We start from the raw sequence: 20,759 nt of genomic DNA on the forward strand, positions 1-20,759 counted from the left end.
GAAATTCGTAAACCTGCTATTAAAAATATCTAGAAATACTATAGATTCTTTATGTATGCAATATAGTTAGATTATGATAATTGATACGTATTATATGGCGCGAATAGTTGAAGTGCCGCTCGGGCGGGCCTCCGACATTACCGACGGGTCCCTACGTTTTCCAACCAAGGAATCGCTTCGAGGCCGGCAGAGGAATCGCAAGTCCTATGTGCCGCCGAGTCGTCGGCCGGCATTCGGAACGCTTGCTCTGACGCCGGGTGGGACCGCCGGCGCGCACGAATTCACAGGCCTCACACTTCGGAAGAATTGCGGCTTGGGTGAGCAGATATCAACTCTTCGCAGCAGGCTTCAGCGCGGGGCGCACCAGGGATTGCCTGTGTTCGGCAAGGCCTGGACGAGATTTTCGCTGAGAAGCTGCATCCCGGCGTCGCGGCCATCGGCGAGCTCGATGGCGACGAGGGCGGTACCGTCGCTGTCGCTCTGCCCGGTCGGCAGGATGGTGAAGCCGCGTGCCAGCCACAGCCGCAGCCGGTCGCGGGCACGGATCGCCATGATCTGCTCGGCCCGGCAGGCGGCGACGCGCCCGCTGAGTTCTGGCGCGTCAACGTTCTTCAACCGCCACTTGCGGCCATCCTGCCAGCCGGTGTCGCCGTCATAGATGCAGGTACCGCTGCGTCCGGGCCGGTTCGCGCCCTCACACGCCGGCAGAACGGCGGCGGCGGACGTCGCGACTGACAAGACAAGCGCTGCGACAGCCATCCCGGCCAGTGGCCATCCTGGTAAAGCACGCATCTGCCCTTCCCGTCCCGCCAATGTCCGCAGCTCCGTCCGGCGCAAGTCGCCCTCGGCTGGGATCGCACCCTGCACTCTGCATTTGCCGGCTAGTGAATCAAGCGGGAGCGACAGTGGCGCGTTCTACCAATCGTTCCGGCCGTATACGGCAGCGGAATGCCCGTGGCGTTTCGTGCCCTCCGAGAACGACGCGATAGGCTTCGTCGGTCAAAGCAGCATCGCATTCGAGTGTGGCGCCTACAGGCGCACCAATGACCTTGTGAAGTGGTGTCTCTTTCAGGAGAGCCCCGGACGATCTCTCGCCGGGGCCCTGTTGGGTTTTAGTTTGAACTGGAGAGATTACGCTCCGGTTGGAGGGGACGGCGCTACGATGTCGTCCGCATCGGATTCGTCGTAATCGGGCGATCGTCCGCCGTTGGGCAGCTTGCTCTGCTGGCGCTGGACATGTTCGGTTTCAGTCTCGCCGTGCGGGCTGTCCTCGGTGGCGACCTTCGAGCCGTCCTCGCGGTACTCAGCATCCTTGGTCGTCTTGCTGATCTCGGACATTGGAACTTTCTCCTGTTGGTGATGGAGAAAGTTTTGGCCAGCACTCCGGTTCCGTTGCTGCGTGTCGTCCGCCATGCCTAGCGATCTTGCAACTATCGACGCCATCGCATGTCGGCTGAGAGACTTATCCGGTGGATCGGCGTGCGTCCGAGGTGTCAGCCATCCTGCCACCCTAGACGATCAGTAAAATCATGGCCGGCAATGAGGCCGATGCGCCCACCAGCGTAAGTTCCAAAATAAGTTGGAGCTACGATGCTGACCAGGTTCGCTTGGGCCTCATGCTTTTTGCTTTTACTTTACCGCCTTTGCTGCCGAATTATATAATCCGGTGATATAGATTAACTTCTATATCATTTAAGGAATAAAGTCATTCTTAGGATAAAGGGTCAGAGCTTTAAGGACCAATCTGTCATCCGGCAGCATTTGGCTGACGGTCAAGCTTGCGCCTCGACTTTGAGACGATCGTAAACTTTTGACGTGACAACGGCGGAGAGGTTCGTGCCACGTGCAAACAGTTCGTCATTCTGTGCCGTCGGATCGGGCTGATCGCGGGCGGCACTGTGGCGGTTTAGGGCAGTTGGTTCAGGGCCGTAAACACGCCAGACAAGAACTACACGCCGGGTTCGATCCGCCTCCTCTGGGCGCAAGTCGAGCATCGAGTGCTACCTCGACAAGCTGGACTCCGTCGATCGGCAGGAGACGGACGTTGCCGAGATCCGCAAGAGGCGTTTGAACGAGCGGATCGAGGCGCTCTGCCACCCAATGCGCGACATGCGAACAATGGCGCGTCAGAAAGAGACCGCACCCGACCGTCAAATCTCGCTGACCACCCGGACGCACGTGCCATGGCCACGAACGGCGAAGATACTGTCTGCTGCCGCGCATCGAAGCTGGATGGATTATTCCTCCCGGAGGGATCGCATCATCTGATCGGAAAATGGCTTCAACAGATAGGACAAGGCAGTCCGATCACCGGTCGATGCGAAGACCTCGACCGGCATGCCGGGAACAAGTGACTTGCCGGCGACCGCGTGCGCCCCGCCTTCGATGGTGACGGTCGACAGGAAATAGGGTTGCCCGGTGGCCGGATCCATGGTCGGCGCTGCCGCCAGAACATCAACGCGTCCGGGCACTTCCGGGGTCGTTCGCTGATTGAAGGCCGAGAAACGAAGACGGACAGGCTGTCCGCTCATCAGTTGATCCACATCGCCTGGCATGAAGCGGGCCTCGACGACCAGGTCTTCGCCGTCGGGCACGATCGACATCATCGTCTGTCCGGGTTCGATCACCCCGTTGACGGTGTGAACGGACAGATCGTTGACGATCCCGGCCATCGGCGCGCGCAGTTCCATCCGCTTGGAACGATCTTCCACGGCGAGGAGCCGCTGCTCGAGCTCTGCGAAGCGGCCATCGAGGTCGCGGAGTTCGCGCTGGGCATCGGTGCGCACCTGCTGGTCGAGCTCTATGATCTTCAGCCGCGCCTCGCTGATCTGGCTGTTCACCCGCGCGATGTTGGCGAGAATTTCGCCGCTGAGGCCGTCGATCGTGATGAGATCACGCTCCATCAGACGCGTCTTGGTTTCCTCCACAAGCCGGACCTTGACGAGCGGGCGCAGCTTTTCGAGATCGTGCGCGACCATCTTGCGCTCCGCGCTATTGGCGGTTTTCTGCGCCTCGAGCCCGCGGACCTGCTCGCCATACTGATCGATCTGCTGGGCAAGCTGGGCCCGCTGCGCGTTTCGCGTCGCCCTGTTGTTTTCGAACAGGCGGGTCTCACCGGCCGCAATGGCCGAGGTCTCCGTGGCTTCCGTAAAACGCCGGGAGAAGGTGACGCTGTCCAGCCCGTCGCGCTCGGCCTGGAGCCGGGCACGGCGCCCCTCCAGCTCCGCCAGCTGCGTGCGGACCACGCCGAGCTCGGCTTTGGTCTGCGTCTCGTCGAGGCGGATGAGAACCGCTCCCGCCGCCACGCGATCGCCATTGGACACGCGGATATCGCCGACGATGCCGCCGTCTCGGTGCTGGATCAGTTTGACCTGCGAGCGGATGGCGACCTTTCCCTGAGCGATGACCGCACCGGAAAGCTCGGCCTGTGCCGCCCAGCCCCCGCAGCCCAGAATGAGGGCCGCGCCAAGAAGGCTGGCCACGGCCACCCGCGAGCCGATGCCCGAAGAAGGCTCAGAGGAAGCTTTGGGTCGTTCGCCAGCATCATTCATCGTCTTCCCCATCCCATCTGCTTCCCCTTCGTATCGAAGGAACCGGCCTGTTCACGTCGTCTGGTCGAGATCGCGGCCCGCCAGAATGAAGTCCTGACGGGTCAATTCGTGATGGCCATCGATGACAATCTCGAAATCGCTGACGTCATCGTTGTCGAGCTGGCCTTGTAGAACCGTGATCTCGGCATCCTGCACCATGCGGTGCTCGAAGGTCATCGCGCCGAGTTGCGCGATGTTTGCCGTGGCCGCACCGGCAAAGAACAGTTTCTGGGCGCTAAACTCGCCTTCCCCGGCGATCTGGGAGAGATCGATCCGATCGCCGGGCTGAAAGTCCATGATGTGGTCGCGTGGACCGCCCTTGTTCTGAAGGGCATCGAGGGAGCGGAAGAGGAAGGTGTCGTTGCCGCCCTCGCCATAGAGGATGTTCACCTCATCATTGGCAACCAGCCGGTCATTGCCCCTTCCGCCGTGAACGTTCTCGATTTCGAAGAGCCGGGCCTCGCGTTGGTTGCCGATGAACACCCAGCCATCGGGCAGATCGACATCGGCGTCGAAGACAATGTCGGAGAGATCGACGGTGTCGTCTCCGTCCCTCCCATAAATCGTGTCGACGCTCCCGTCAGCGTCGACAACGAGGACGTCGCCCCCCGAACCGCCATCGAGCGTGTCGGCGCCATCGCCGCCGGTCAGCGTATCACTGCCCGCGCCCCCGGAAATCTCGTCGGCGCCGCTCCCACCTTGCAGTCCGTCTGCGCCTTCGCCGCCGTCCAGGACATCGTCGCCCTCGCCGCCGTCGGCGAGGTCAGCACCGTCTCCGCCATAGACCAGGTCGTCCCCCGACCCGCCCGCCAGGAGATCCTCGCCGGCATTGCCGTAGAGGGTGTCGGCGCCATCGCCGCCGGTCAGCGTATCGCTGCCCGCGCCGCCGGAAATCTCGTCGGCGCCGCTCCCACCTTGCAGGCCGTCTGCGCCTTCGCCGCCGTGCAGGACATCGTCGCCCTCGCCGCCGTCGACAAGGTCAGCACCGTCTCCGCCATAGACCAGGTCGTCGCCGGCCCCGCCCGCCATGAGATCGTCGCCGGCATTGCCGTAGAGGGTGTCGTCGCCGGCACCGCCGGCCAGCGTGTCGTCGCCCGCTTCTCCGGAGAGTTGGTCGGCGCCAGCACCGCCCTGCAGCGTATCCGCGCCATCGCCGCCTTGGACGGCATCGTTTCCCTCGCCGCCGTCGGCAAAGTCGGCACCGTCCCCGCCATAGACGAGGTCGTCCCCCGACCCGCCCGCCAGGAGATCGTCGCCGGTATTGCCGTAAAGGGTATCGTTGTCGGCGGCGCCATCGAGCGTGTCCGCGCCGTCGCCGCCCTGCAGCGTGTCCGCGTCCGCACCTCCCGCGAGGTCGTCGTCTCCGTTGCCGCCGGAGAAGAGATCGACGCCTTCGCCGCCGTTCAGCGTGTCCCGGCCATCCCCGCCGGAGATCGTGTCAGCCCCGGCGCCGCCCCTGAGAACGTCGCCGCCTTCGTCTCCATAGAGCAGGTCCGAGCCAGGCCCGCCGTCGACGACGTCGTCGCCGCTGCCGCCCCTGATGACGTCGGCACCCTCGCCGCCCAGGATGGAGTCCTGCCCGTCCCCACCGAAGATCGTGTCGGCGCCGAGCCCGCCGTCGATCGTGTCTGCGTCGGAACCGCCATCGAGAATGTCGACGCCTGTCTCACCAAATAAGGCGTCCCGGCCGGAACCACCGTCCAAGTTGTCGGCACCGACACCGCCGTAGAGGAAATCATCCTCGCTCCCACCGAGGAGAATGTCGTCGCCGTCATCCCCATAGAGAATGTCGCGGCCTTCTTCGCCGAAGAGCGTATCGTTACCGTCGCCACCGAAGAGCACATCATTGCCCTCGCTCCCCCAAAGCACGTCATCGCCCTCCCCGCCGATGAGACGGTCGTCGCCTTTGCCCCCCTTGATCCCGTCATCGCTCTCGCGGCCGTAGACGATGTCGTTTCCGTCGGCGGCATCAATCGCGTCGTCCAGCGGCGTGCCGATGAGGAGATCGTCGCCTTGGGTTCCTTCTATCGATGCGCCATGCGCCGTCTTCAGCAGCATCGAAGCGGTCTGGGCCACCACCTCCTGGGTGTCGGAGACCTGGTAGGTGAACGTGACCTCGCCGGTATCCCCGACGGCCGGCGTATAGAGCCACTGCTCAAGTCCGATGCGCTGCAATTCGCCCGAACTCACCTGCAACAGACGGACGATCAGACGGTCACCGTCCGGATCGCTGGCCCCGGCGAGCAGCTCGGACATGCTGATGATGACCGCAATGCCCATCGTGCCGTCATTGAGTTGAACGGGACCGGATAGAACCGGCCGACGGTTCTGCTTGCCGCCAGCCGAGGGCGGCGCGACACCGCCATTCCCGCCGGTGTCCCCGTCGTCGTCGCCGGGCTGGCCACCACCCGAGCCATCGTTGCCGTCGTCGTCGCCTCCGGGTCCGGCGGGCCCATCAGTCCCGGCCTGCCCGGAGGGTGCGCCCGGCCCGTTCACGTGGGGAATCGCGTTGGCCGGGCCCAGTCCATCGGCGGAGGGCCAGGGAATGGAAGGTTCCGGCGGAGATGACGAAGGAGCCGGGTTCGAACCCCGAGACCGCTCGACCGGGTGCAGTGCCCCTGCTTCACCGGCGGCCGGCGGCCCCCCATCGAGGCTTCCAATGTCTGGCTGACCATGATTGTCGTTCGCCGTCCCGGCACTCTGCCGATGGGACTGCGGGGTGCCGTCATCGCTTCTCGACCGCTGGAAAGACAGTCGATCAAACTCAAGCCGCTGCAGCGGCGAGGCATCGAGACCCGACGGAAACGCCATGATTTGATCGTCGGAGGCGAATGTCCGGGCGATGGATGGGTCCGTTGCGCCCGCCTCCGGAACGGGCGGCGGCATGCCATGGTCGGGGAACGGCGAGCCAGGCGGCCTATCGCGAGGCTCGTCCTCCGAGAAGAACTGCCGCAATGCAGCCAAAAGCGACGCAACAAAGAGCGGAAAGACCGCAAAACCATTCAGCTGCGTGCCCTTCTCCTCGACCGCGAATTTCCGTCGGGGGGCGTCGGCTTCCTTGGCGTTGGGCAGTCCGAGGGCGAGACGCTCTTCCATCTTCGTCTCCTCACAGGACCGGCGACGCGGTGGCCGTGGACCGGGGCGGTGACGCCCCGCCAAAGGCGACGGAGGCGGCGGCGGTATTGGCGGCGCGCCCGGGCTGGCGAATGATCTCCTCTTTCGGCCCAAAGGCGACGAGCTTGCCGTTCTGCACGACGCCGACCATGTCGCAGGCCGCCAGCGCGCTCGGGCGATGCGCGATGACGATAGCGATGCCACCGCGCTGACGGATCTTGCAGAGCGCCTCCGTCAGCGCTGCTTCGCCCTCGACATCGAGGTTCGAGTTGGGCTCGTCGAGAACCACCAGGAACGGATTTCCATAGAGGGCGCGTGCAAGACCTATCCGTTGGCGCTGGCCAGCGGACAGAGCCGTTCCACCAAAACCAAGTTCGGTCTGGTAGCCGGTCTCCAGCCGCACGATCATCTCGTGGATACCAGCGGCCTTGGCGGCACCGACGATCCCGCGCACCTTCCTGTCCGGATCGAACCGCGCGATGTTATCAGCGATCGACCCGTCGAGAAGGGAGACATCCTGCGGAAGATAGCCAAGGCTCGCCCCGAGCTCGGCGGTTCGCCACTGGCTGAGCTCGGCGTCGTCGAGCCGCACGCTGCCGCGCAACAATGGCCAGACCCCGACAATGCCTTTGGCAAGGCTCGTCTTGCCGCCGCCGCTCGGGCCGATCAGCCCGAGCGCCTGCCCGCTCCGGAGTTCGAACGACACGTCGGAGACCAAAACGGTGCCGCTATTGGGCGCCACGACGGTCATGCCCTCGACCTTCAGCGATTGCGTGGGCGCCGGGAGATCCAGCAGGGCCGTGTCGTCGTCCATCGCCGCCAAGGTCTCCTTCAGCCGGCGGAAGGAACGGCGCGCGGCGGTGAAGTTCTTCCAGTTGCCGATGGCAAGATCGATCGGGGCCAGCGCCCGTGCCGAGGCGACGGAACAGGCGATGATCGAACCGGCTGAAATTTCGCCGCCGATCGTGAGATACGCACCGAGGCCGAGCAGCGCGGACTGAAGCAGCATGCGCACCACCTTGGAGACGCCGCTCAGCGATCCGCCGATATCGCTCGTCCGGGTCTGCAGCGCCGCATGCCGTTTGTTCGCCTTGGTGAAGCGCTCGACGGCCCGACCGCCGAACCCCATGGCGCGTAGAATGTCGGCATTGCGGGCATGGGAGTCGGCGAGATTGGCCCGGATCGAGGCGGCCCGGTACATCTCGACGCTGGAGCGGCGGGTCATCAGTTCGGTCAGGACCGTCAAGGCAATCAGCACGATCGCCCCCGCGACCGTCAGATGGCCGAGCATTGGATGCAGTAGGTAGATGAAGGTGAGGAAGAGCGGCATCCAAGGCAAGTCGAAGAAGGCGATCGGTGCCTGGCTGGCGACGAAGCCGCGGACGACGTCGACGTCGCGGCCGCGCTCCAGCGCGTCGGCGGTCGAATACCCATAGCGCGGCATTTCGATCGCCACCTGGTGTGCGAGAGGCGCGAGGCGGGTGTCGATGCGCGACCCGACGCGGACCAGAATCTGCGACCGCAGGACGTCGAAGCAGCCTTGAAACAAATAGAGGCCAATCGCCAGCGCTGAAAGGGCGAGCAGCGTCGGGACACTGCCGCTTGTCAGCGCCCGATCGTAGATTTGCAGCATGTAGAAAGATCCGGTCAGCGCCAGCAGGTTGATGATGCCCGACAGCCCGAACAGAAACAGGACGACCCCTTTGTATCCTTCGACGCGTTTGAACCTCTGCCCGTTCGCGGCGCCACTCTTGCGCTGATGTGTCATCCGATTGCCCCTCTAAAGCGTCCCGCGCCTTGCACCCCTGCGTCTGCCATCCCCGTCTGTCTTTGGCCGGCAGGCTGAACATCGGCCTGCCGGCCAAGCCTGGTCCTCAGGCGACGCCCTGGAAGTCGTTCACCCCGAGGTTGTGACGCCCCTGAATGTCGATGGTGAACTCGGAGCCCGCGTCCGACGTGAGATTGCCGAGGACAAGGGTGTGGTCTCCGTCCGCACGCGTCTCGTGGGTCACCATGACCTGGCCTGTTGCGGTGAAGGCGGAGCCTGTGATGAGCGATAGAGGCTGGCCGCCGTTCAGCGGTGACAGATCGATCTTGTCGCCGGGCTGGAAGCCGGTGATCACGTCCCCGTCCGCCGCGTCCGCCGTCTGGAAGACGAAGGTGTCGTTACCGGCACCACCGTCCATGACATTGACGTGCGTGTTGGCAACGATCCGGTCGGCACCGGAGCCGCCGAGGAAGTTCTCGAAGCTGTAGACGACGTCTTCGCCACTCTGGGCACTCGTGACCGAGCCCCGGTTGAGCGCTCCCGACCCGAGCTCGACGGTAATATTCGCCGAGATCGCAGAGTAATCGAGCGTATCCGTGCCCGCCTCGCCCCAGTAGGTGTCGTCGCCATCCGTTCGTGTCGCCAGCACTAGATCGTCGCCTGCACCGGCGAAGACGTCGTCGCTGCCGCTGCCGCCTTCGATGGCATCGTCGCCGGCTTCGCCGAACAGCGTATCGTCCCCCGCCTCGCCGAAGAGAAGGTCCGCCCCCTCGCCGCCGAAGATCTGGTCGTTGCCGGTACCGCCGAAGCCGACATCGGCGCCGCTTCCGAGCTTGACGAGGTCGCCCCCGGCACCTGCCGTTACGACATCAGCACCGCCGGCGCTGATCACGATGTCGTCGCCGTCCAGCGCCATGATGGCGTCGTCGCCGTCTCCCGTGCTCAGCGTGTCGCCGCTTGCCGTCCCCATGAGCGGTTGTCCGGCCGGTACGACCACCGGGGGAGGAACCACGACGGTTCCGCCATCATCGTCGCCCTCGTCGTCCGATCCGTCGTCGTCGCCGTCCCCATTGCCCGGGTCGACTTCGCCATCATCATCCTCGTCGCCGGAGCCCTCATCGTCGCCATCGGGGTCTCCCTCATCGTCGCCATCGTCGTCATCGTCATCGTCATCGTCGCCTGAGCCGACGGGCTCGTCGCCATCGCCTTCCCCGTCTTCGTCGTCGTCGTCGTCGTCGCCGGAGCCAACGGGCTCGTCGCCGTCACCTTCGCCATCGTTGTCATCGTCATCGTCATCGTCGTCACCCGAGCCGACGGGCTCGTCACCGTCGCCCTGTCCACCTCCGGCGTCATCGTCGTCGTCGTCATCGTCTTCATCCTCGTCCTGTCCGCCAGCGGGCGCACCAACCCCTTCATTGGTCTCGAAGACACGCTCGGGGAGGTTCTCGAGACCGGTATTGCGGGCGATGATGTCGGCAAATTGCTGGCCGTCGATGAAGTTCTCGTAGAAGTCGAAGTTCTCGAAGCGAGAGAGATAGTAGAAACGATCGCCGTCCTGCAGGCGATCGAACTGCTCGTGCAGGACGACCCAGAAGGTCTGCCCGACGATGCCCTCGTTAATGTGCGCCTCGGCCAGGCCGCCGACCCACAGATCGACGCGGTCGATCCCCTTGACGATGCCGGTGCCGTCCGCCTGCATCGCGATGGTGATGTCCGGATTGATGGCGCGAAAGTCCGCGATGTCGGCTGCGCTCAGCACGAGGTCCGGATAGGCCTCCTTGAACTGCGCGATGACCGTGTCGCTGAGACCGTTGCGGGCCTGAAAATCCTCCCAAGAGACGTAGGCTGACAGATCGCCGCCGGCGAAGCCCACCGCGTCCCGGATATAGGGATTGGTGGATTTGGCGAGGTCCATGCGGACTTGGTTAAGCGTTCCGAGACCCACATCCCAGCCGCGGGCGACGTTGAAGGCGAAGAGATCGGCCCGAATGCGGACGAGATCGTTGCGCACGGCATCGACGATGTTGAAGTCGACGTCCTCCGCCGGCTGTCCGACGGTTCCGGCAATGATGTTGCCGACGCCATGCTGGGCATAGCCCGGCTGGGGAACGTAGCCTGGAGGGAGCGGACCGTTGAAGACGCCGGGGGCGTTGGTCGGGTTCAGGAAGGCGTCGAAGAGATTGACACTCGTCGTACTGCCGTCGGCGCCGCGGACCTCCATCGTCTGGCCGATCAGCGAGTGGCCAAAACGGAACACGGCGGCGGCGAACTCGTGACTGATACCGGAGTCGACGTTAGGATTGTATTCCTCGAAGCCATGGGTCCCCGGCGATCTTATCCCACCGATCAGCGTGTCGAGATATTCGTCGAAGACGACCCGCTGATATTCGGCCTCGTTGACCATCTTGGCGGCCTGGAACACCTCCTCGGCGGTGCCCTGGAAGCCGGAGGCCAAAAGTGTTTCGACGTGGAAATTGTGGTTTCGTGCCCAGATCGTATGGATCGAGGTCAGCGCGAAGTTCTCGTTGACACGTCCGTCACCCGCCACGAAGTGGTCGAGCACGTTGACGAAGGGATTGGTATCGATCAGCAGGGGATACCCGGACCCCATGAAGTTCGAGACCACGCTGTCCAGGACACCTTTATTGTAAGTGCCGGTGGCGCTGTCAAAAAGCGTGCCCGTCACGCCCTGCGCCACAGTGAAGTTCGTATAGTAGTCGCGGAAGCTGATCGAGCCGCCGGGAAGACCCGGTGCGGTAAAGACGGTGTTGGCGTTCCAGTGGTGCTGGATCAGTTCCCGCAAGGTTGGCAGCAGCTTGAAATCGGGGTTCGAGGGATCCGCAACGCCGGCCAGGAGCCGCATGCCGTGGCCTTGGGCGCCGTCGCTTTCGCGCAGGAACTGGCCCACCAGCGCGTTCGACCCGTAGGCCTGGTTCTGGTCGATGAAGGGAGAGGTCTGGTTCTCGTGCTGCGGAATGCCGTCCGCGTCGGTGGCCAGCACCGTGCCGCGGGTCAGGTCGGCGGGGTTGGCAGTGCCTGGAGCACCACCACCGCCGGGGGCGCCAATGGCAATCGTGCCGTTGCCGCCTTTCGGCAGGAAGTCGAGCCCATGGTCGATGTATTGCCCCATGGCCATGAAAAAGATGTTTGCATCGTTGCCCGCCAGCGGCAGTCCGGCTTCCTGAACGCCGAGGATGTCGGAGATTTCGCGGGCGTCGAGCCCCTCGAAGAGCGGGTTGATCGCCCGATTTCCCAAGGCGTCCGCTTCGCCATAATGGGCCTCGGTCAGACGAAGGAAGGGCTGCTCGGCGCTGCCCCAGGTCGGATGGTCGACATTGTTGCCGAAACCGCTGAGATTGCGCGGGCCGACCGGCACGTCGTCATCGCCGGCGGCTGCCGGCCGCTGGCCTTTCACCAAGGCCTCGAGGCCATCGATATCCAGCGCCGTGTAGCTGAAAGCGCCGGTGATGCCCTCGCCTTCGTCTTCTCCCCCGTCGGCGCCACCGTTCTGCCCGGGCGCGGTCTCCTGGAACTGGGGAAGCACTGCCCCGGTGAAGGTGATCGAGTGAGAGCCGTTCGAGAAGGTGTTCGTACCGTTGGGATTGGACTGGAGGCTGAAGGACGCCAGCGACTGTCCCGCCGGGAGCTGGACTACGTCCTGCGGCCTGAGATTGCCGACGATCGTGTCGTTGCCGCCATGCGACCGAAAGACGATCCGATGCGCGGAGCCGAGCGCGGAGATGTCGATGGTGTCGTCGCCGGCTGCGCCGTCGATGGTGATCGTGTTGAGGAGCAAACTCGTCGGCGTAAAGTCGCCGATGACGAGAACGGCATCTCCGCCGACGGCGCCGCCGGCCGCGCCGACAGGCGCGGCATTGATGTGGATCTCCTCGATACCGGCAAGTTCGGCAACGACGCTTGCATCATTCGTGCCATTGCGGGTGACGACGATCTCCGTCTCCTCGCTGAGCCCGAGAAGGCTGTTGCCGGCCTGCTGCCAAGCGAGGCGGGTGTAGACGCGGAACGTCTCCGCTGCAGCGGTGCCGTCGAACTGGAAGGTGTCGACGCCGGCGCCGCCGTCGATGAAGTCCCGACCGTCGCCGGAACGATGGACGATGGTGTCGTCGCCAGCCCCGGCGAAGATCCGGTCGTTGCCGGCGTTGCCGGAAAGCGTGTTGCCGCCACCCGTGCCGACCACGATGTCGGCAGCCGCGGACCCGTCCGCGCCGAGCGTGTAGACGTCGATGTCGCCGACCTGAAGGAGTTCGACATTCACCAGCGAGTCCACGCCGTCGCCCTCGAGCCCGAGATTGTCGCGCACGATGATCGCCGCGCCGCTGCGCTCGAAGGAGTAGGCCTCCACGGGGCCGCTGACGGCCACCGTGTCGGTGCCGGTGCCGCCATCGATGGTGTCGTTGCCGTGCCCGCCGGACAGCGCGTCGTCATCGGCGCCACCGTCGAGCCGGTTGTTGCCGGTGCGCCCGACCAGAACATCCGCGCCGTCATTGCCGCGAAGCGTGTCGTCGCCGTCGCCGCCGTCGAGCCGGTCATCACCGTCACCGCCATCGATCACGTCGTTTGCGGCGTCGCCCTCGATATCGTCATCGCCGGCGAGCCCGAGAATGACGTGGGGCGCCGTAGAGCCCGCCAGATCCTCGTCGGCCGCGGTACCGACGATGCCGGTCTCGACCGAGACCGTCCGCTGTGCACCGGAGCCGGCAAGCGTGCCCGTCCAGTTCGCGACGACCCTGATCTCGCTGCCGGCAAGGGCGGCGGTCGGGGTGAAGCGGGCGCCCGCCACGGCGCCGTCGCCGGCTCCGACATCGCGCCAGCTGCCGTTGGCGCCGAGGACCTGCCATTGCAGCGTGACGGGCCGGGTCGCATCAAGATCAGTGAAGACGGCTTCAAGCGTGCCGACGTCCCCGTTCGGTGCCGTGATGTTAAGCCGTTCGAACGGCTGGTCGAGCACCATGGCGACGTCGACGCTGCCATCCGCGAACTGCAGCTTTTCGATGTTGCGCAAGGTGTCCGTCCCGTCGTCGGGAAGGCCGTTTGTGAGAGTGCTGTGGGTGACGACGACCGAGCCGTCGGCGCGGCGAGACAGCGTGTAGTTGGCCTGCACGTCAGAGAAGACGGCGGTGTCGACGTCCGTGTTCGACGGGCCGCTCATCTTGATCTCACGAACGATGTGCATCTGCTCTGGCCGGATCTCGCGCGAGATCATGAGCTCGAACAGCGACTTTCCAGCCCAGTCGGAGGGCAGTTCTTCGCTCGAGACCTGCGTCGCCGTGAAGATGTGCTTGAGGCTGTCGACGCTGGTCAGTTCGTTTTCGGCGCTGTCGACGGTCGCTTCATTGACGCCCCCGGTCGCAGGATTGTCGGCCTTGGTGATGCGGATGCGCACGTTGAGCCAGCGGTCGCCATCGAGGATGTCGTCGCCGCCATTGCCAGTCAGGAGATCACTGCCAGCGCCCCCGAGAATAATATTGCCGGCGTCGAAGAAGCCGCTGCCCGAGACCGAGACGATCTCGTCCAACCCGTCGATCCGGTCGATGCCGGCCTGGTCCAGACCGTCCCCGAAGAAGACATTCTCGTTGGCGCCGACGGTCGGCGCGCCTGGCTCCTCAGCCCCCGCAAGAGCTTCAGAAGTGCGGTCGTCGCCGATCAGCGTGTCATCGTTCTCCCAGCCCGACAGGGCCTCGACCTTGTCGAAGCGGTTGCGCAGGATGTCGGCTTCCTCGGTCGTGAAGATTGGGATGCGCATGTCGGCGTAGGCGTCGCGAGCATTGCCCTTGAAGATCGCCCAGTCGAAGCCGAACATGCCCTCGCTGCGCATGACGCTCTCGCCTTGCACCATGATGTCGTCACCGGACTCCGCGTCGAAGTCGTGCTCGTCGTTACCGGCAAACATGACGTCGTGGCCGACGACTTTGGAGTTGAAGAAGAGTTCGGAATTGTCGCCGGCCGTGGTGTCGAAGGCGCCGCCAGCCTCCATCCAGTCGTTGCCCTCGTTGCCCATGAGCAGGTTCACGCCGTCGCCGCCCAGGATGAAGTCGTCGCCCTCGCCGCCGAACACCTCTGTATCGTCGACACCGACGAAGATCACGTCCTTGCCGCGACCGCCCATCAGGATGTCGATGCCGTTGGAGTTGGCGATCACGTCGTTGCCCTCCTCACCCTTGAGGAAGTCGCCACTGTCGCCGCTGTCGGTGATGATGTCGTCGCCGCCACCGCCGTTCACCAGATCGACGCCCGCCCCGGACTCGATCCGGTCGTCGCCTGCATCCCCCCAGACCGCGTCGTCGCCAAAGTCGGTGATGATCGTGTCATCGCCGGCCGTGCCGCCGACGAGGACGTGCTCGCCGCCGGTGAACTTCAGGTAGTGGCCGGTCGCGCCGGACTGGCCGGCGCTCGTATCGGGATCGCTTTCGTCGATGCTGATGGTCCGCGGATCGTCACGCTGGACCTTGCTGAGGCCCATCGCCTTGAGAAGCGGGTCGATGTCCGTCGGGTCCTTGCCGTCCTCCGCACCGTTCTGGTCGAGCTGGTTGGCGACGTTCACCTCGAACTCGTAGTCGTAGTCGGCAAAGGCATCAATGCCGATGTGGCGCGTGACGATGTCGTCCTCCGTGCCACGAATGCCGTCGGCGCCGGGATCGGCCAGGGTTGTATTGGCCAGCATCAGCTTCGAGAAGGAGTTCTGCTCGAGTTCGTTCAGGAAGTTCTGACCTTGGGTGCGGCTGAGATAGTAGAAGCGGTCGGCATCCTGGAGGTTCTCGAGCTGTGCCTCGAAGATGGCGTTGAACGTCGAGCCCAGCATGCCGCCGAACGGCATTTGCTTCTCGGCGAGGCCGCCGACCCAGAGGTCGACCAGATTGAGGCCGGTCTCCTTACTGGCCCAGTCGCCGCGTGCGTTCAAAAAGTCGAGCCGTTCGTTCGGGTCCAGGGAATCGTCGTCGCCGAAGACGAGAGCCATGGCGGCGTCACGCTTGGCCTCAAGCGTCGTGGCGGCTTCAATCGTGGAATGGGTGCCGTAGGCGGCGATGAAGTTGACGATGGACATCGGGTTCTTGAGGTTGCCCGCCATCTCGACCCAGCTCTTGTAGGGCGTGAGGAAGGAGGACTGCGTCGCGGCATAGAGCTGCGCCCGCGCGTCGTTCAGCGATGGCGTGCCGGTGTCGCGGCCGCGGGCGATGTTCAGCGCCGGGAGGTCGAGGGGCAAGCCTAGAAGGTTGTTGCGCAGCGCGTCGACGACGAACTCGTCGATCTCCGAGCCCCGTTCGATCGTCATGCCGCGAATGATGGCGGCGGCGCTCTCGTCGGGCGAAAGCTGACCGTTATTGTCGAAGGCGATGGGGTTGAGGAAGGCTTCGATCAGACCGAGCTCGCCGGTCAGCTCGTTCCCCTCGGCATCGACGTGAATAACGGTTTCGCCGTCCGGCCCGATCCGCGGCATGCTCTCCGTCAGCATGGAGTGGCCGAAACGGTAGACCGTGTTGGCGAACTCGGCAAAGATCGCCGGATTGATGTCGGTCACCGGGTTGAAGACGAAGGGATCGATCAGCGGTTGAACCTTGCGGGCGAACTCCTCGAAAACCAGATGCTGGTACTGCATTTCCGTTGCGAAGCGGCCGGCCTGGAACAGTCGCTCGCCATCCCAGGCAAGCTTCACGCCGGCGACGCCGGATGCGATGTCGTCGTCCTCGAGAAGCGCGAAGAATGCGGCCTTGTTCGTGGCCGCGGATAGTCCGCTGTTGATCGCGTCGAGCGTCGCCTGGCTCATCGGGCTCGTGACCCACTCTTTGACGAAGGCAAGGTCCCCCGACTGCAGGATGGTCATCTTGTGTGCGGCAACCTGACGGTTGTGCTCGGAATGGAACAGGTGGTGAACAGCGGTGAGACCGATGTTCTCATTGCCGCGTCCGTCGCCGGTCGCGTAGTGCCGGTCGAGAAGCTCGTCGTCGTACTCGGTATTGCGCCCGGTCGAATTAACCGCCACCTCATTGCCGGCACTATCGTCTAGGTCTTTTTGCAGCACGCCGCCGGCGAGAACAGGGACGGCGGTATGCGCGATATCGTCGAGGAAGGCGTTCAGCGTCCGGGCCGCACCAACGGTCTCGCCCGCCTCGATCGTGTTGACGGTGTTGCCGGGGCCGGCGAGCAGCGTGCCGACCGCCAGCTGGATGGCGGAGAGTTTCAACGCCTGCCCGGCCTCCAGGCTCCCGGTGGCATAGACCGCCTCACCTGTTGGCGAGATGCCGACCATCACCTGCGGCAGCCCGTTCGCGCCACGAACGAAAGCGCCATAGGCGTCCGTCAGCAGCATCGGCACGGAACCGACGTCGGAGTCCTGCAGGTCGATGCCGAGCATCGTCTTCGCCTGGTTCTTTACATCGGCCCAGGTGGCAAGGCCGTCATCCGCGCCGCCGAGCAGCCGGCCCGTGGCCTGCGGCTGTCCGTTGACGAGAACGTATTCGCGCAGGAACACCTGATGCGAGGGGTTGGAGGTGTAGGTCTGGTTCTGGTCGATGAAGGGGGTCGTCACGTTGCGCTGCGAGCCGTCGACAGGCGTCGCCCGCGTCAAGGTCATGAAGCGCAGGTGTTCGGGCAGGTCGTCGGCGGTGCCGAGAGCGCCGTCCTTGCCGGCAATAAGCGGATCGTCGGCATTGAGCGGCACATAGACAGTGCCGTTGCCGCCCTTCGAGATCAAATCGAGACCGTGGTCGAAGAACTGACCGAAGAAGGTCATCCAAGCGTTGAAGGGTTTTGACAGCCCGTCGTCCGGCGCAACGTTGAGGATATTGATCGAACCGTTGGTGACGACGAGGCCCTTTGCCTCGACCAACGCATCCAGTGCGTTCTCCAGCGCCGCATGAGTACCGTCAGGGTCGGACGCACGGGCCGCCTTCAGCGCTTCGAAGGCCGCGGTGATCGCCTGCTGATCGGCGATCACATTCGTCGATCCGCTGAGCTGCAAGGCCGCGGCAATGGCGGCCGGATTGTTGAGGGTGACGTCGACGATAAGGTTGGAAATGGTGCGCGGATCGCTGTCGACGATATTGCCCGGATCGCCGTAGTTGCCGCCGCTTATCGGCGGCTGGTCGGGGCCGAATGAAATCTCGTCGCCGTCGTCATCGTCCAGAAAGCGAGGCTCCAACAATTGCGGCATCGGCTGGCCGGCGGAACCCCAAGTGCCCCTTCCCGGGACGAGGTTGTTGTCGGAACCATCGACAGTGCGAAGGCCGTAGGGCAGGTGCGGATCGGAGATCGCTTTCGGTGCCGCGGGATCGCCCAGCCAGACGCCGCTCGTGGCATCGTAGAGGTTGCGGTCCGTCAGAAGGCTTCCGTCCGGACCCGTTCGAAGCTCGATCAACGGAATGCCGCTCGAATTCGCCTCTGCGATCTTGATCTGCCTCAGGATAAATTGAAGGTCTGCTGTGTTCAGCTTGACGGCCATCGCTTTAACTCCCTCAGAATGAATAATTGCAGTGCAGCACGATCGCAGGCAGCCTTACCAAATATAAAGGCCATGCGCGAAGTAGATGCGCCGTTCCATCGACGTCACAGCCCCGCGCAAGAATGCGAAACGATACTGAAAAATCAGAATTACATTCTTTACGCTTTGTCAGAGCTGCGGAAGGACTTAAGGTCGGACGAATTTTCGGGGCCTTGGTCCCGACGCGCTCAATACAAAGGTCGAAAAGATGATCCGACCAAGGTCCAATAAATGAGATTGCTTTATGCGCCACGGCGCCTCTGGGCGCGGCTCAGCCTCTCCGCACAATTCATGGTCGCATCGGTCGCCTTGATGATCGCGATCCTGTCCCTGGCGGGCGTGACCCAGTCTTGGTGGGTCACGAAGACGCTCTTCGAAGCGAACGCCGAGATGGCCTCGCTGTACATGGAGGCGGTGATCCAACCGCATGTCCGGGCCAGCTCGGACGCCGGCCTGACCGAGGTGGAGGAGGAGGCGCTAAAGCTGGACGTGACGGCCTTGATGTCGAAGTCAGGCATCCGCGCGGTCACGCTATGGCGACCGGACGGCACGGTCGTGTTCAGCACCTATCAGGGTCTGATCGGACGCCGTTTTGCTTCGGAAGAGGTCACCAAGGCAGCCTCCGGGATGCTGGCCCAAGACTTTATCAAACCCGATACGCACAACAGGTCTCTCGGGATCGACAATGAGGAAATCGTAGAAATCTATATTCCCCTTCGCAATCTCGACGGCCGTGTCGTGATGGTCGGGGAGTTCTACCAATCTCTGTCGGTTTTCCGCGACCGTCTGGCCAAGACCCTGGTCGGCAGCTGGACCATCGGCATTCTGTTCAGCCTGCTCGCCATCCTCGTTCTGTTCGGCCTGGTGAACCAAGCTTCAAAAACCATCAAACGGCAGCGGCTGGCCATTCGCCAGCATGCGCGCACCACCCTTCGCTATCGCCACGAGGTCAGGATGCTACAGTCTCTCGCAGACCAGTCGCGGCGCCACGCCGCACAGGCGACGGAGTTGCTGCTGAGCCGGATCGGCGGCGATATTCATGACGGCCCAATTCAGGTCCTAGCGCTCGCGATGCTGCAGGTGGGGGCATCCGGGCAACAGTCCGACATGACGTCCGGCGCGTCGATGCCGGCCAATCTCATTGCGGAGGCGATCACGGAACTCCGCTCCATGTCGGCGGGGCTCATTCTGCCAGAACTTGCAGAGCTCAACCTCGAGGAAACCATCTACCTCGTCGTTAGCCGGCACGAACGCAGGACAGGGACGGCAGTGCAACTGGAACTTGACCCAATGCCCGAGACATCCCTCGAGCTCAGGGCTTGCATCTACCGGATCTTGCAGGAAGCCCTGAACAATTCCGCGACGCACGCCAAAGGAAGGGAGCAAGCTGTCACCGCGCGGATGACGGACCAGCGACTCCGCTTTATCGTCGAAAATGCGGCGCCAGATGACACCGGACCGCCGACGGACTTAAACCGACCGCGGCTTGGACTGCTGTCCGCCCGCCAACGAGCACAAACTTTTGGCGGAACCGTTGAATTCGACAGCCGAAAAGGGGGGAAATCCAGCCTGATCGTCGCATTCCCGACCAGTAGCCTTGCTTAATATCAATTACTGCTATGTTGCCAACTTAATTTTTTACATTGAAATAAGCGCTACCACCATTCAGTTTACCTGCAGGGATTTGCTATTTCTGTATTCACCTATTTGCTGAGCAGCGATGACAACCTCTACTCGATTTCTCGCATTCATTTTCTGCATTAATATCGTCATATAATGCTTCACGGTCTTCTCGCCGATCGCCAAGATCAAGGCGATCTCCTTATTCGTTAGACCGCGCATCAAAAGCCTGATGATCTGCTCCTCGCGCGAGCTGAGTTTAACCTGTTCTGCCTCCGGTTTTTTGCTGCTGAGGGACGAAATGATTTTGCCTGATAGGCTGGGGGTCACGAATGTCTCCCCCTTGAGCACAGTCGATACCGCGCCGATCAACTCCTCCAATGTACTTCCCTTGAGGAGATATCCGTTCGCGCCCGACTCTAACGCATTGATGGCATGGTCCACGCGATCAGATGCGGTAAAAACCAATATTTTTAGCGACTGATTTTGCATTCTCAACTGTGAAATAGCGCCAAAAACATCGCCGGGCATATAGATATCGACAATTACCAATTGCGGAGCGTGGGTTGAATAAAGCTCGATCAACTCCCGCACGCTTCCACCACTGGCGACAACAGAATAATCATGCACGCCAGACAGTAATATTACCAGGCCAGTTCGTAAGGCCGGATGATCGTCAACAATCAATATAGAGACGGGCATATTGGCACCGGCAAATGAGGATTACCTCTTTATCATTTGCTTGGTGTGCGGAAGTGTCAAGTGAAGGTTCAGTCCGGCCTATGCAACTCTTAGATGACGAGGTAGAGAATTAACCAAGAGCGATACCAAGATCAGTAGCACGCTAACTAAATCCTGCTATCATTTTTGATTGACTGCCTGTTCCATTGCTCCTCACAATGCTTGTGACTTCTCTGGGAGACCCCGGGCTTTTCTGGCGCCTGCTGCTGGCCAACCTGCCCATGAGATCAACCGCCGTGATCACCATATGGGCCAGATCGACCAACTCTTCCGCGCCAAGACAAAGTGAATGAACGCACACCTCGACGATATCGCATCCGCTGTGCGGAGACGCCGCGTTGTCGACGCCGCTCGCGAGACAAAAACTGACATCGAGGTCGGCTGGTCTTATCGCCTAACCCAACTCTTGGACACGACATGCAGCTTCAGC

The 20,759-nt window shown here is 63.0% G+C and carries 8 protein-coding genes; 1 reads left to right on the forward strand and 7 read right to left on the reverse strand.

Going from position 1 to position 20,759, the window contains the following annotated elements; all coding sequences use genetic code 11:
* Window positions 1–348: 348 nt before the first annotated feature.
* From ACZLZY_RS10060 to ACZLZY_RS10085, 6 genes are all read right to left on the reverse strand, one after another.
* Entirely contained in the window at window positions 349–759 is a 411-nt protein-coding gene (locus tag ACZLZY_RS10060; RefSeq protein ID WP_472933407.1) for a thermonuclease family protein, read from the reverse strand.
* Window positions 760–1,131: 372 nt separating this feature from the next.
* Window positions 1,132–1,338, reverse strand: coding sequence for a hypothetical protein (locus tag ACZLZY_RS10065; protein WP_472933408.1), 207 nt, complete (start codon window positions 1,336–1,338; stop codon window positions 1,132–1,134).
* Window positions 1,339–2,237: 899 nt separating this feature from the next.
* On the reverse strand, window positions 2,238–3,563 hold the full coding sequence (locus tag ACZLZY_RS10070) for an HlyD family type I secretion periplasmic adaptor subunit (RefSeq protein ID WP_472933409.1): 1,326 nt from the start codon (window positions 3,561–3,563) through the stop codon (window positions 2,238–2,240).
* 39 nt (window positions 3,564–3,602) lie between these two features.
* Window positions 3,603–6,086 carry a calcium-binding protein gene (locus ACZLZY_RS10075; RefSeq protein ID WP_472933410.1) on the reverse strand — a complete coding sequence of 828 codons (2,484 nt, stop codon included), beginning with the start codon at window positions 6,084–6,086 and terminating at the stop codon, window positions 3,603–3,605.
* Between the two features lie 610 nt (window positions 6,087–6,696).
* A complete protein-coding gene (locus ACZLZY_RS10080; RefSeq protein ID WP_472933411.1) occupies window positions 6,697–8,472 on the reverse strand; it encodes a type I secretion system permease/ATPase in 1,776 nt (591 codons plus the stop codon).
* 106 nt (window positions 8,473–8,578) lie between these two features.
* Complete coding sequence (locus ACZLZY_RS10085) at window positions 8,579–17,929, reverse strand: peroxidase family protein (protein WP_472933412.1); 9,351 nt, start codon at window positions 17,927–17,929, stop codon at window positions 8,579–8,581.
* 270 nt (window positions 17,930–18,199) lie between these two features.
* On the opposite strand from ACZLZY_RS10085, the gene ACZLZY_RS10090 reads away from it, so the two are divergent.
* A complete protein-coding gene (locus tag ACZLZY_RS10090) occupies window positions 18,200–19,573 on the forward strand; it encodes a sensor histidine kinase (RefSeq protein ID WP_472933413.1) in 1,374 nt (457 codons plus the stop codon).
* A 60-nt stretch (window positions 19,574–19,633) separates the two neighbouring features.
* On the opposite strand, the gene ACZLZY_RS10095 is transcribed toward ACZLZY_RS10090, so the two are convergent.
* Entirely contained in the window at window positions 19,634–20,290 is a 657-nt protein-coding gene (locus ACZLZY_RS10095; RefSeq protein ID WP_472933414.1) for a response regulator, read from the reverse strand.
* Between the last annotated feature and the right edge of the window lie 469 nt (window positions 20,291–20,759).

The sequence above is a fragment of the Mesocryomonas lacus genome (assembly GCF_055730135.2).

Excerpts from the sequence above, each read along its gene's own strand:
- ACZLZY_RS10090 (WP_472933413.1), top strand. The coding sequence starts at position 18,200 with ATGAGATTGCTTTATGCGCCACGGCGCCTCTGGGCGCGGCTCAGCCTC.
- ACZLZY_RS10080 (WP_472933411.1), bottom strand. The coding sequence starts at position 8,472 with ATGACACATCAGCGCAAGAGTGGCGCCGCGAACGGGCAGAGGTTCAAA.
- ACZLZY_RS10095 (WP_472933414.1), bottom strand. The coding sequence starts at position 20,290 with ATGCCCGTCTCTATATTGATTGTTGACGATCATCCGGCCTTACGAACT.
- ACZLZY_RS10070 (WP_472933409.1), bottom strand. The coding sequence starts at position 3,563 with ATGGGGAAGACGATGAATGATGCTGGCGAACGACCCAAAGCTTCCTCT.
- ACZLZY_RS10060 (WP_472933407.1), bottom strand. The coding sequence starts at position 759 with ATGGCTGTCGCAGCGCTTGTCTTGTCAGTCGCGACGTCCGCCGCCGCC.
- ACZLZY_RS10065 (WP_472933408.1), bottom strand. The coding sequence starts at position 1,338 with ATGTCCGAGATCAGCAAGACGACCAAGGATGCTGAGTACCGCGAGGAC.
- ACZLZY_RS10085 (WP_472933412.1), bottom strand. The coding sequence starts at position 17,929 with ATGGCCGTCAAGCTGAACACAGCAGACCTTCAATTTATCCTGAGGCAG.